Source organism: Mucilaginibacter frigoritolerans (assembly GCF_007830615.1).
In the GTDB taxonomy this organism is placed as follows: domain Bacteria; phylum Bacteroidota; class Bacteroidia; order Sphingobacteriales; family Sphingobacteriaceae; genus Mucilaginibacter; species Mucilaginibacter frigoritolerans.
Genome location: NZ_VLLI01000003.1, coordinates 88,900 through 102,190, shown reverse-complemented (window position 1 = coordinate 102,190; position 13,291 = coordinate 88,900). Strand labels below are relative to the sequence as shown.

Below are 13,291 nucleotides of genomic sequence, written 5' to 3'. Positions count from 1 at the left end.
GTTATCCCTAATAATTAATATTAAAACCTCTCCCTATAGTTAAAAACGAGTCTTTTCAACTGCAATAAATCACGTTTCTACTACCTGTACAAATGTTCTGCTATAGCAATACATAGAAGCATTTATTTTATGCTGTAAAATGTATCTGTAATGCCGCCTTTTGTATAAATCCTGCTGCTCTTGCTGATATAACTTTGTGGTACAAAATTTAATCAAAATAACAATGGCAAGAGTAATTTTTATAACAGGTGCTTCCCGCGGGTTCGGAAAGCTATGGGCAGAAGCATTTTTAAAACGTGGCGATAAGGTAGTAGCTACTGCAAGAAACCTTAGTACGCTGGATGATCTGGTTAAAACATATGGTAACCTTATTCTTCCTCTGCAACTGGACGTTAACGACAGGGCTGCCGCTTTTGAAGTAGTTAGCAAAGCAAAACAGCACTTTGGTGTCATTGATGTATTGATAAACAATGCAGGATATGGCCTTTTTGGTACTGTGGAAGAAACGACCGAAAAAGAAGCACGTGACCAGATGGAGACTAACTTCTTTGGCTTATTATGGATGACCCAGGCTGTATTGCCAATAATGCGTAAACAGGGTCACGGTCATATCATACAATTATCAAGTGTGTTAGGCGTAGCAACATTACCAATTTTGAGTATTTACAATGCTTCCAAATTTGCAGTGGAAGGTTTGAGTGAAACACTGGCAACAGAAGTAAAAGGATTTGGCATTAACGTAACACTGATTGAGCCAAATGGATTTGCTACAGATTGGGCAGGTGCTTCAGCAGTTAATTCAGAGCCAATGGATATTTATAACCCGGTAAGGGCGGCATTCCAGGCCGGTTTAACTGACGAAGCATTTGGTAATCCTGAAGGTACATCTGTCGCAATACTTAAATTGGTTGATAGTGAAAATCCACCGTTGCGTTTGATGTTAGGTAAAGTAGCATTGCCATGGACAAAGCAGGTTTATGCAGGCCGTTTAGCTGAATGGGAAAAATGGGCTGATGTAGCTACTGCTGCACACGGTAAATAATACCCCTAAAAACATAAATATTATTGAATTGAACTGACAAAGTCTGCGTGGTTTACTGCGCAGACTTTGCTAATATTGTATTGATTATGAAGCATTTTAAAAGTTTAGCAGAACTGCATCGCGCAAATGGTTTCCCACCGCCGGAAAATCCGTTGATGAGTGTATTTAGGTGCAAAAATGTTTGTTCTATTGGAGTCTCTGAATTTACCGGCGACTTTTACATGATTGGTTTTAAAAAACTTAAATCTGGAGTGTTTTTATACGGCCGAACCAGGTATGACCATGAAAACGGTTCCATGTCATTTATAAAGCCAAGGCAGGTTATGAAGCTGGAGAATCTGGAATTTGAAGAAGATGGGTTTATTATTTATTTTCATGAGGATTTTTTAAACGGTCACAATCTTCATTCCGATATTAAAAAGTACAGCTATTTTGAATACGAAGCTAATGAAGCTTTGCACCTTTCGCCCAATGAAGAGCATACCATTTGGGAACTATACAATAAAATAGAAACAGAATACTATAATAACCAGGATGAGTACAGTAAAGACATTATGCTGGGCCATATTGATTCTATCTTGAAATATTCACAGCGGTTTTATAAAAGACAATTTATTAACCGTACTAATCTGTCAGGAAAGCTTGTGTCAAAATTTAACAACATCCTTTCAGCTTATTTTGATAATGGTTCTTTGCAGGAAAAGGGCTTGCCTTCTGTATCATTAATGGCATCGCAGCTAAACTTATCATCCAAATATCTGAGTGATGTTTTAAAGCAGGAAACCGGTAAAACAGCTATCGAGCTGATTCATATATTTTTAATATCCGAAGCAAAAAACCTCTTAAAAGGATCAGATAACAATATTGCCGAAACAGCATATGCTTTAGGTTTTGACAATCTTCCTTATTTTTCGAGGTTGTTTAAAAAAGAAACCGGAGTTAGCCCTAATCAGTTTAAAAGGCAGATTTTGAATTAAGGGGAAAATACTAAGGGCTTTGCTATTTTTGCTTGATGAACACGGGCACTGCAGTTTCTTTTAATTTATTAAATCAGGATCTTTTACTACTTCCACAAAAGGCTATTTACTGGCAGCAGGAAAAAACTTTAATAGCTGCCGATGTACATTTAGGAAAGGTGGGGCATTTCCGCAAGGCGGGCATTGCTGTACCCTTGAATATGGAACAGAGTGATCTGGCCGTACTTTCAGATTTGATTCACGAACACAAGCCAGAAAAGGTCATCTTTCTGGGCGATCTATTTCATAGCGATATGAATGCCGATTGGGATTGGTTCATCTTATGGCGCAGTCAGTTTCCGAAACTGCAAATCATCCTCATTAAAGGCAATCATGATATTATTGATGATAACTACTATAATCAGTTGAATATTATTTTGTACAATGAATTGCTCATGGGCCCGTTTTTGATGCTGCATCATCCCTTAAAAGATATTGATTTACTAAAAGCCGGAGGATATGCATTTTGTGGGCACATCCATCCGGGTATAAGTTTAACAGGCAGGGGCAGGCAACATATCACGCTACCTTGTTTTGCCTTTGGGAAAAGTCAGGCCATATTGCCATCCTTCGGAAAATTCACAGGCAAGGTGGCCATCCGGAATATTAAGACCGACAAAATCTTCGCCATAGCAAAAGATAAAGTGCTGGCTATAGCCTAGTTGTGACGTTTTTTGTTCATATAATCATCAACCTCAAAATTAACACTGTTAATGTCAATATCACGTCTTACTATTTTCCAGTTCCCATCCAATAAGTAGTAGGTTGGTATTTTGGTAATGTTCCAGTTAACGGCATTGGGTGAGTCATCACCTTTAAGATCACAAATTTGTGGCCAATTGATATTGTCTTCTATAATGGCACCTGTCCACCAATCTTTTTTAGTATCAAGAGATATGCTTACTACGGCCAAATTTTTTCCGTATTTAGCTTGTTCTAAGATATTGGTAATGGTTTGATGATTTCTTCTGCTTATTTCATTGCTCGCTCTCCAAAAATCAATCAGAACCAATTTTTTGCTGATTGATTTTGGATCGAATGTTTTTCCATCAAGCATTTTACCGGCAATAGCAGGGGCCGTTGCTCCTTCAACCAGGTTTATTAGGTGACTTAACTTATCGCCAATTTCTTTGCCGTCATCGCTGTTTTTTGCAGCCGCACTGAGTGTTTTAAAAATTGCGTAATAACTTGCCGGATCTTCTTCATAATCTAATTTAGTCATTAAATGGGCGCTGATATCGCTGTTAGGGAATTCCTTCACAAAATCCTTAAATGCAGTTTCATTGCTAGTGGCCATGCTGGCCTTGGCGGCGCTCAATTTATTGAGTAACTGGGAATAAGCTACTGAGGAAAGACTATTACCTTTGGTTTTAATATCATTGTTTAATGTTTGTACCTCTTGCTGGGTTTCAAGGCTAAGTTTATCTAACATAATATAAAATGCCGAAAGCTCCTGCTGTGTTTTTGAGGAGGTAGTTATTTTAGGATATTTATACAATTTGCCTTCTTCCGTTTCAATACTATACGTTGCACCTTCCAGGTAAACCTCAAAGGCTGAATGATTATCGTTATTGTCCTGATCAACAATATTCATCATATAGTACCCCGGTTCTTTTAAGGGCCTTTTGGTAAGGGTAAATTTGCCGCCTTTAATGTTTTCACCATAAATAGTGCTGTCGCCGGTAGTTTTAACTATAAATACACCGTTTTTTACGCCGGGAATAGTGCCGGTGAATTCAATGCTCGATTTTTTTATGCAGCCCGTTATTAAAAGAGCCAAAAATATTACTGAAATATATCTCATATATGTTGTGGTGATAAGTATTTAAAGCCGCTAATATAGGCTTAGAGGCATTAAACGCAAATAAAATAAATGAGTTGTTTTTAGATTGTTTCTAAATAACCAATAACTACTGTTTAGGCCTATTCCATTTATATCTTTTGGCATATATTAAATACTTTTGCCCAATAAATCTGATATATAATGAGCGAATTTAAACAAACCTTTAACTCATCGTTGGGAAAGAAGCTGATCATGGCTTTAACGGGCTTGTTTTTGTGTACTTTTTTAATTGTGCACCTTGGTGGTAACCTGTTGCTATTCCGCAATGATGATGGTTACGGATTTAATGTGTATGCTAATTTCCTTACCCATTTTCCACCTATAGAAGTAATAGCCTATCTGCTATATCTTTCTATATTGGTACATGCCATTTATGCACTGGTTTTAACCATTAAAAACCGCAAAGCACGTCCGGTAGCTTATGCTACAGTAAACAAAGCGCCTGCAACATGGTCGTCAAAAAACATGGGCCTTTTAGGTTCTATCCTGTTTTTGTTCATCGTGATTCACATGAGCGATTTTTGGTTTAACTACAAATACAGCGACAAAATTGGCTACAAAGAATACCGTACCAATGTAAAAACTGATGAAACCACAGCCGTTGATTACGTGCCTGAATCACCAAAGTTTGAAAAATCAGTTACTACTGAAGGCGATTACGAAGTGGTAAGGGTTAAAGACCTGCATGCTCGTGTGGCCAGCAGTTTCAGCAACTTAATTTATGTAATATTTTATGTTATAGCCATGGGGGCCGTATCATTCCACCTGGTGCATGGTTTCCAGAGTGCTTTCCGTACGCTGGGATGGGTACACAGAAAATATACGCCTATAGTTTATTTTATAGGTACCTGGTTGTTTGCTGTAATCATTCCACTTGGTTTTGCAGCTATGCCAATTGTTTATTATATACAAAGTTTAAAGTAAATAAGTAGTTGATTAAGTTAGATTAGGTTGAATGAGTTGATTACGTTAAATGAATGATTAATCATTTACTAACTAAATATCAACCACTCACTGAATCAACTACTCAACCACTCACTAAATAAAATAAAAATGAGTTTAGATGCTAAAATTCCACAAGGTCCATTAGCCGAAAAATGGAGCAAGCATAAGTTTAATTTAAAGCTGGTTAACCCTGCCAACAAACGTAAATACGATGTAATAGTTGTAGGTACAGGCCTTGCAGGAGGTGCCGCTGCAGCGTCATTAGCTGAACTTGGTTATAATGTTAAGGCATTTTGTTTCCAGGATAGCCCACGTCGTGCGCATTCTATTGCTGCACAGGGTGGTATCAATGCTGCTAAAAACTATCAAAATGATGGTGATAGCGTTTATCGCCTGTTCTATGATACCATTAAAGGTGGCGATTACCGTGCCCGTGAAGGAAACGTGTATCGTTTAGCTGAAGTATCAGTAAATATAATTGACCAGTGCGTTGCACAGGGTGTTCCTTTTGCCCGTGAATACGGTGGCTTGCTGGATAATCGTTCATTCGGTGGTTCACAGGTATCCCGTACCTTTTATGCAAGGGGACAAACAGGGCAACAATTGTTATTAGGTGCATATTCTGCCCTTAACCGTCAAATCCATTTAGGAAAGGTGAAAATGTACACCCGTACCGAAATGTTGGACGTTGTAGTGGTTGATGGTCAGGCTAAAGGTATTGTTACCCGTAACCTCATCACCGGCGAGATTGAAACACATAGCGGTCATGCCGTATTATTGGGTACCGGTGGTTATGGTAACGTGTTTTATCTGTCAACCAATGCAATGGGTTCAAACGTTACTGCTGCATGGCGTGCCCACAAACGTGGTGCTTTCTTTGCTAACCCTTGTTTTACCCAGATACACCCAACCTGTATCCCGGTAACCGGTGATCATCAGTCAAAATTAACGTTGATGTCAGAGTCATTGCGTAATGATGGCCGTGTCTGGGCACCAAAAACAGTTGAAACTGCCGAGAAATTGCGTAAAGGTCAGCTTAAAGCTGCCGACGTGAAAGAAGATGACCGCGATTACTTCCTGGAAAGAAAATATCCTTCGTTCGGTAACCTGGTTCCCCGCGACGTGGCTTCACGAAACGCGAAGGAAATGGTTGATGATAACCGTGGTGTTGGTGCATCAGGCATTGCAGTATTTTTGGATTTTGCTGACGCGATTAATCGTTTAGGCAAAGATGCTGTGGCTGCCAAATATGGTAACCTGTTTGATATGTATTATCAAATTACCAACGAAGATCCTTATACCCAGCCAATGCGTATTTATCCGGCGGTACACTATACTATGGGCGGCCTTTGGGTTGATTATAACCTGAGTACCAATATCCCGGGTTTATATGCTTTAGGCGAATGTAATTTCTCTGATCATGGTGCTAACCGTCTTGGAGCATCTGCGTTAATGCAGGGCCTTGCTGATGGTTACTTTGTGATTCCATATACTTTAGGTGATTATTTAGCTACCATTGGTCCAAAACCGGTAGATACCAATCATCCGGCTTTTGCAAAAACCAAGCAGGAAACAGTAGATCGTATCAATAAATTACTTTCATTAAAAGGTACCCGTACGGTTGATGATTATCACCGTTCATTGGGCCACATTATGTGGGAGTATTGCGGAATGGCACGTACTGAAGAGGGTTTAACCAAAGCAAAAGGACTGATAAGTGACTTAAGGGCTGATTTTTGGAAGAATGTTATTGTAGTAGGAGAGAACGACGAAATAAACCCTGCGCTTGAAAAAGCAGGACGTGTAGCAGACTTTTTAGAACTAGGCGAGTTGATGGTGGACGATGCCCTGATGCGCAGGGAGTCATGCGGGGGACATTTCCGTTTGGAATCGCAAACACCGGAAGGCGAAGCTTTACGCGACGACGACAACTTCGCCTTCGTTGCCGCCTGGGAATATAAAGCGGATAACCAGCCCGAAGTATTACACAAAGAAGTGCTGGACTTTGAATTTGTTCATTTAACACAAAGAAGTTATAAATAATAGACATGAGATAGGAGATTTGAGACGTGAGATTTTTTCAACGTTTTAAGTCTCACATCTTAAAATCTGATCCATATGCATAATCTGAGGGAACTGAAAATCTGGAATAAAGCAATTGATCTGACAGTTGATGTTTATAAAGCTACTGCAGATTTTCCTGCTGACGAAAGATTTGGTTTATTAAGCCAGTCCAGGAGATCGGCTGTTTCTATTCCGTCAAAGATAGCAGAGGGTGCTGGAAGAAATTCGAATAAAGAGTTTTCTAATTTTTTAGGAATATCCAATGGTTCATCCTATGAATTACAGACTCAGTTAATAATAGCAAACAAATTAAATTTATTAAATGACGATCTATTAGATGATTTATTAAAACAGATTGATGAGTTGCAGAAAATGAACTACTCATTTCAAAAAACGCTGTTAAATAAATAATCTTTAGTCTAACATCTCAAGTCTCACATCTCAAATCTAACTTAGAATGAGTAACGGAAATATGAATCTGACGCTGAAAGTTTGGCGCCAAAAGAATGCAGAAACCAAAGGTGCTTTTGCAACCTATAAAGCTGAAGGTATTTCGCCTGATATGTCGTTCCTGGAAATGCTCGACGTGGTAAATGAAGGCCTGATATTGAAAGGCGATGAGCCTATTAATTTTGACCACGATTGCCGCGAAGGTATTTGCGGAATGTGCTCTTTGTATATTAACGGGCATCCGCATGGGCCTAAAAATGCAATTACCACCTGCCAGCTACATATGCGCTCTTTCCACGATGGTGAAACCATTGTAATTGAACCATGGCGTGCGGCTGCTTTCCCGGTTATTAAGGACTTAGCAGTAGATCGTTCATCTTTTGACAGGATACAACAGGCTGGTGGTTTCGTATCGGTAAATACAGGTGTTACTGTTGATGCTAATGAGATCCCGATTCCTAAAGTGATTGCTGATGAAGCATTTAATTCAGCAACCTGTATTGGGTGTGGCGCCTGCGTTGCAGCATGTAAAAATGCTTCAGCCATGCTGTTTGTATCTGCAAAGGTTAGCCAGTTAGCAATGTTGCCACAAGGGCAACCTGAGCGCTGGAGCCGTGTACAGGCAATGGTAGCACAAATGGACGAAGAAGGATTTGGAAACTGTACCAATACCGGTGCCTGCGAAGCTGAATGTCCTAAAGAAATTAAAATGACCAACATCAGCCGCATGAATAATGATTATTTCAGTGCTAAGCTATTCCGCGAGGAATCAACGCATGAACATGCTGCCGGCGAATAATAATATTACACTTGTTTAATCTGTAAGGCTTGGGACTTTTCTCAAGCCTTTTTTGTTTTATAATTATTTGTCATTGATAAGAATCCTTTCTTTGTGATTTTATTTCTTAATAATTAATAAAAATAAATCTTGGCATAGGTATTGAATATTTTACCAGGTTTCACTTAAATTGATTTATCATGAAAAAAATTACTTTTTTAACTGTATTCGCATTATTTGCATTCAGTCTTCCGTCTTTTGCTCAAATACAGCAGGGAAACGTTTTGGTGGGGAGTACTTTTAGTAACCTTAATTGGCAGTTAAATTCTCCGCATACTTTTAGTTTTAATATTACTCCCGAAGCCGCATGGTTTGTACAGGATAACGTGGCCATTGGCGGCTATTTAAATTTCGGTATTCAGACTGCTTCCAGTTCGCCCACTATTATTGATTATGGCGTTGGTGCTTTAGGTAGATATTATACAGGCTCCGACGTTTCCATATTGAAGCACGGCCGCTTGTTTGCTGAGGCTACCGCTGGAATTGGAGGGGTAAACATCAGTGATGGCGGCGGCAATACTAATGGATTTGACTTTGGTGTTGGCCCCGGTTTTGCTTACTTTGTAACCCCCAACATTGGCCTTGAAACTTTATTAAAATATAATGGTGTGTTAGGTTTTGGTAGTCAAACCTACCAGAATAATTTAACGCTAAATTTTGGTTTGCAAATTTATCTTCCGGGTAAATCAACTGCCAAAAAAGTGCAAGGCGATATAAAATAATCGACTCTCCATAACTAATAAAAAGCCTGCTATTGATTTAAGCAGGCTTTTTGCTGTAATGTAACTGTTTGCAATTGAATAGAATAATAGTTTGTGTGTCCTCATAATTATACGGTTTAATGGATGTTTTTGGCTTTAAACTCATTGTTAATCAATGTAGAAATAGCCCGGATGCTTTCCTGTTTGTGATCTGCATATTCCCAATATTACAATCAATTAAAACTTCTTTTGATTTACCTTGTTGAACTCTTAATAAATAAAATTAATTAAATATTAATAATTATGAAAAAGATAAGTTCAGTAATTGCAGCTATAGCTATAGCCGGAATATTTGAGTTTGCTGCGGCAAATGAGACAGGCAATAAAGGCATACAGGATTTTAAGGTAAACAAGGTGTTAAATGATACCATACCAGGCAAGAAACCGAATCCGTCACCAACTCCAAGCCCTTCGCCAACCCCTGCACCTACTCCAATGCCGAGTCCTACTCCTAGTCCAACACCGACACCAAGTCCGACACCAACGCCTAGTCCAACGCCGACCCCTAGTCCAACACCAACACCCACACCGACTCCACCAAGTCCAACCCCTACTCCAAATCCTGGTCCGCCATCGCATCAGTAATAGATGTGGATATATTTATTAAAAAATAAAATACCCGGTACAGCAATATGTGCCGGGTTTTTCATTTAACTGGATTGAAGACTAATTGAATCTGTTATCTATAGAAATATTTGCTCCTTGATCTTAATTTTATTGCTTATAGTGAAACTAAGTGTAGCGGTTAACGTATACACATACATATTTACCTATAGCCTTTTTACGGTTGTATCTTAAAATTGTACATGTAAACTTATTGTATTTTAGTTAAATAGAGGTGGTTTATGTGGTGTTGATTTTTTAATCACTAAGTATTACTATCAATTAATAAGCTGTTTAATTTATATGTAAATATCCTATAATTAAACTGATTGATTTGAAACAGAAATTGAATAATATAACTACCTGGCTTAAACTACTGAAAAGTAAAACATCGCTCGTCTTATTGATCATTATTTTAATGGCATCAACGGCAATGATTGTAACTAACTACTATACAATCAAAATACTATCAGCTGCAAGAGCTTATATTAATGGTGAGTCTCAATATTCAAAGGGGCAAAAGGATGCATCGGCTTATTTAATTAATTACATTTATCTGCAAAAAGAGGCAGATTACGTTGCCTTTGAAAAAAATATAAATATCCCTATAGGCGATCATATTGCCCGCGTTGCTCTATCTATTAAACATAATAATAAAGAGGCTGTAAAGGGGCTTTTACAAGGGAAAAATCATCCAAAAGATATCGAAAACATCATATGGCTTTTTAACACATTCAGGCAATTGCCCATGTTTAAAAAAGTGATAGCTACCTGGGCCAGTGGTGATATCATGGTTAAAGATCTTTATTTGCTTGGTTTAAAATCGAGGCAGCAAATTCAATCAGGTAAAATTTCATCGGCCGAAAAGTTATCTATGATTATGGCTATTAATAACATTTCTCAACAGCTAACGGTTAAGGAAGAAGACTTTTCAAATACATTAGGTACTATCAGTCGCGATATTAATATTTATTTGTTTATAGCAGATGTTTTGGTAACGCTAATTATTGTTGTAAGCTCATATTCTTTTGCCGGTATAATGATCAGGAACCTGAGTGAATCAAACAGGAAGATAATTGAGCAGAACGATGACCTGCAGGCAATTAATGCCGGGTTGGATAAATTCGTATTCAACATTACACACGATCTTAGATCTCCGCTGGTAGCATTAATTGGGCTGATTGATTTAATTGATGAAGAAACTGAACTAACGCAAATTAAATCGTATACCCTATTGATGAAAAGAAGCCTGGAGAAACAGGATCAGTTTATCAACGAGATGCTTGTTTTTATAAAAAGTAAGCATACCGGGTTTATCAAAAAACATTGTAGCCTTACAGCTATTATTAATGATGTTCTTACGCAAAACCATTGCAAGAATGATGGGAGAGAGGTGCGTTTTTATAAAGAACTGGAATTGGATGAAATTGAAAGCGATGCATTGAAGCTACAGGTAATTTTAAACAACCTGGTTTCGAATGCCATTAAATACAGCGATATTAAAAAAGACGATCAATGGGTGAGAGTTAAAACCTACCTGGCCGATAAGGAAGCTATAATTGAAGTAGAAGATAACGGTGTAGGAATAAGGAAAAATGATCAGGAACGCATATTTGATAAGTTTTATCTTTCGGGTATTAATAAAAGAAGTTCAGGATTGGGATTGTATTTGGTTAAGGATGCCGTGAAACAGATGAATGGCAGTATAAATGTAAAATCGGAAGAAGGATTGTACAGCAGGTTCACTATCAGTATCCCTTGTTAAAAGTTAGTTTATGAATGTTTAGCTAAAAACTGTATTACATTTTGCTCAGTGCCTTTAAACGGACCGGGCTTTTCAGTTTTGAGTCCTGCCATAGCCGCAGCAAATTCCCCGGCTTGTTGTATTCCTGCATCTTTGCTGCGTTGATATAAATATCCGGCCATATAAGTATCTCCACAGCCTGTAGCATCTGCAATAATGCTGGGCTGATAAGCTGGTATTTTATAAAATATGCCATCCTTATAAATTAATGATCCCCTGCTGCCATTGGTAATTACCACTTCCTTTACTCCTGCATCTGCAAGTTTCAGGGCCCCATCTTTTACATCCTTTAAGCCTGTTAATGCACTAAGTTCAGCTACATCGGCTTTCAGAATACTAATGTAAGGTAATGCTGCTGATTTTTGAACCCAATCTGTTTGCTGAACTTTATAGTTAACCACTTTGCGCAAATAACCCTGTACATCCAAACTGACGGTTCCTTTTAACGCAAGCGCTTTAATGAGGTCTAAAGAAATATCATTAGCAAGCAAGGGGCCAAGATGAAAAATGTTGGTGCTTACATCCTTAAGCTGCTGCATAGTAAAAGTATCGGCTGTTTGTAATACATTTTGTGTGCGCTCATCTTGATTTTCGGCATAAATATTTTCAAAATAAACAGTATGTGCCCCCGGTTGCACCCTAACTTCAACGCTTATATTGCGAAGCTTATCCACATAATGCATCTCAGCTTCTGCAAGCGAAGTAACCAATAAATAACGGGTGTTAAGCTTACTCAATGCATATGAAAAATAAAAAGCGGTACCACCCGGCATATAATTCACCGAAGTTGTAGTTACTATTTTGTCAGAAGTGATGTGCCCAATGCAACAAATATCATACATTACCTAAAATTAAAATACAAGATAGTAATTTAGTAGATATTAGCTTAAAGCTAAAAACCTAAAGTAAAAAGCTTTTTATGATGTTTAATATAAAGCTATAATTATATGAAGAGGAAAGAATATGCCTACCTGTTAGCCAGGCTGCCAATGGGAATGAGCTTTTTTGGACATGGCCTTATTCGTTTAACAAAGCTGGATGCTTTTAGCCATGGCATAGTGGGGCAATTCAGCAAATCGTTATTGCCTGCGGGCCTTGTTTTGGGGTTTGGATATGCACTGCCTTTTCTTGAATTTATTACCGGTTTTTTATTGCTTTTAGGCTGGTTTACCCGCTTTGCTATTATTTTAGGTGTAGTTATTATGCTTTCACTCATTTTGGGCAGCAGCCTTATTGAACAATGGAATGCTGTGTTTACACAAATAGTTTACAGCGCTTATTTGGCAATACTGTTTTATTTTGCTGATAGTGATGGTATTTCTATTGATGGATACAGACGGCTTATTTAAAAAAACTAAACCACTAATTAATCAAGTCAGTAATTAAAGAGTTAAATAAAAACATAAACCATTATCGCAGTAATATATTTCAACCTTTTAAATAGAGATGACTTGAGTTTTAATTAATCTTTAGGTAATATTAGGGTGTTTTAACGGTAATGAAACGCGTATTTAACCCATTATTAACTAAAAATTAATACCGTAATTAGTAAAATCGTAATTAATTAAAAAATGAGCTTTGAAAAATCGCAGATGCGATACAATGACGGCAAGGTATATAAATGGGATAAACCAGCAGATGTTTATAGCCCTTATTATACCGAAGGATCAGGCAAAACAAGTTTTGACCGGTCCAATGGAAATGAAGTGCTTTTCTTAATAAACCATTTGTTTAAAGATTTTCCGGGTGAACCTACACTTTCGCACTACCAAAAGGCAGAAGAAATGATTGTTTTCGATTTGCCCAGTTGGAGGAAAAGCCACAAAAGTTTAGTAAAGTGGATTTTGGAATATTGGGACAAACGAGAGAAGCTATTAGTTTAAAAAGTAAAAATCCGGCGGTTTAATTTTCGCCCATTCCTAACC

At 37.9% G+C, this 13,291-nt stretch carries 14 protein-coding genes; 12 read left to right on the top strand and 2 right to left on the bottom strand.

Annotated features, from left to right (window positions below; translation table 11 throughout):
• Positions 1-223 precede the first annotated feature (223 nt).
• The 3 genes from JN11_RS06250 to pdeM all read left to right on the top strand — a co-directional run bounded on the left by JN11_RS06250 (position 224) and on the right by pdeM (position 2,720).
• Entirely contained in the window at positions 224-1,042 is an 819-nt protein-coding gene (locus JN11_RS06250) for an SDR family NAD(P)-dependent oxidoreductase (RefSeq protein ID WP_144910776.1), read from the top strand.
• An 86-nt stretch (positions 1,043-1,128) separates the two neighbouring features.
• Positions 1,129-2,019: a helix-turn-helix domain-containing protein gene (locus tag JN11_RS06245; RefSeq protein WP_144910773.1), complete on the top strand. Its 891-nt coding sequence runs from the start codon at positions 1,129-1,131 to the stop codon at positions 2,017-2,019.
• A 35-nt stretch (positions 2,020-2,054) separates the two neighbouring features.
• Positions 2,055-2,720: a ligase-associated DNA damage response endonuclease PdeM gene (gene pdeM, locus JN11_RS06240; RefSeq protein WP_144910770.1), complete on the top strand. Its 666-nt coding sequence runs from the start codon at positions 2,055-2,057 to the stop codon at positions 2,718-2,720.
• Here the strand turns inward: pdeM and JN11_RS06235 are convergent.
• Positions 2,717-3,862 (bottom strand): TlpA family protein disulfide reductase, encoded by a 1,146-nt coding sequence (locus JN11_RS06235; RefSeq protein WP_144910767.1) that lies wholly within the window; start codon positions 3,860-3,862, stop codon positions 2,717-2,719. The two genes, pdeM and JN11_RS06235, sit on opposite strands and share 4 nt — an antisense overlap.
• Positions 3,863-4,042: 180 nt before the next feature.
• Between JN11_RS06235 and JN11_RS06230 the strand changes: the two genes are divergently transcribed.
• From JN11_RS06230 to JN11_RS06200, 7 genes are all read left to right on the top strand, one after another.
• Positions 4,043-4,825: a succinate dehydrogenase cytochrome b subunit gene (locus JN11_RS06230; RefSeq protein ID WP_144910764.1), complete on the top strand. Its 783-nt coding sequence runs from the start codon at positions 4,043-4,045 to the stop codon at positions 4,823-4,825.
• Positions 4,826-4,954: 129 nt separating this feature from the next.
• Positions 4,955-6,889 (top strand): fumarate reductase/succinate dehydrogenase flavoprotein subunit, encoded by a 1,935-nt coding sequence (locus JN11_RS06225; RefSeq protein WP_144910761.1) that lies wholly within the window; start codon positions 4,955-4,957, stop codon positions 6,887-6,889.
• Positions 6,890-6,964: 75 nt separating this feature from the next.
• Positions 6,965-7,321: a four helix bundle protein gene (locus JN11_RS06220; protein ID WP_144910758.1), complete on the top strand. Its 357-nt coding sequence runs from the start codon at positions 6,965-6,967 to the stop codon at positions 7,319-7,321.
• 46 nt (positions 7,322-7,367) lie between these two features.
• Positions 7,368-8,159 carry a succinate dehydrogenase/fumarate reductase iron-sulfur subunit gene (locus JN11_RS06215; protein WP_144910755.1) on the top strand — a complete coding sequence of 264 codons (792 nt, stop codon included), beginning with the start codon at positions 7,368-7,370 and terminating at the stop codon, positions 8,157-8,159.
• A gap of 179 nt (positions 8,160-8,338) precedes the next feature.
• The gene (locus JN11_RS06210) at positions 8,339-8,920 is read left to right on the top strand and encodes an outer membrane beta-barrel protein (RefSeq protein ID WP_144910753.1); all 582 of its coding nucleotides are present in this window, start codon (positions 8,339-8,341) and stop codon (positions 8,918-8,920) included.
• A gap of 282 nt (positions 8,921-9,202) precedes the next feature.
• Positions 9,203-9,544: a hypothetical protein gene (locus JN11_RS24625; protein ID WP_211360680.1), complete on the top strand. Its 342-nt coding sequence runs from the start codon at positions 9,203-9,205 to the stop codon at positions 9,542-9,544.
• A 352-nt stretch (positions 9,545-9,896) separates the two neighbouring features.
• On the top strand, positions 9,897-11,327 hold the full coding sequence (locus JN11_RS06200) for a sensor histidine kinase (RefSeq protein WP_144910750.1): 1,431 nt from the start codon (positions 9,897-9,899) through the stop codon (positions 11,325-11,327).
• Positions 11,328-11,335: 8 nt separating this feature from the next.
• Here the strand turns inward: JN11_RS06200 and JN11_RS06195 are convergent, their stop codons facing one another.
• Positions 11,336-12,208: a PfkB family carbohydrate kinase gene (locus JN11_RS06195; RefSeq protein WP_144910747.1), complete on the bottom strand. Its 873-nt coding sequence runs from the start codon at positions 12,206-12,208 to the stop codon at positions 11,336-11,338.
• Between the two features lie 105 nt (positions 12,209-12,313).
• Between JN11_RS06195 and JN11_RS06190 the strand changes: the two genes are divergently transcribed.
• Positions 12,314-12,715: a DoxX family protein gene (locus tag JN11_RS06190; RefSeq protein WP_144910744.1), complete on the top strand. Its 402-nt coding sequence runs from the start codon at positions 12,314-12,316 to the stop codon at positions 12,713-12,715.
• 222 nt (positions 12,716-12,937) lie between these two features.
• Positions 12,938-13,249, top strand: a complete 312-nt coding sequence (locus JN11_RS06185) for a hypothetical protein (RefSeq protein ID WP_144910741.1) — start codon at positions 12,938-12,940, stop codon at positions 13,247-13,249.
• Positions 13,250-13,291 lie beyond the last annotated feature (42 nt).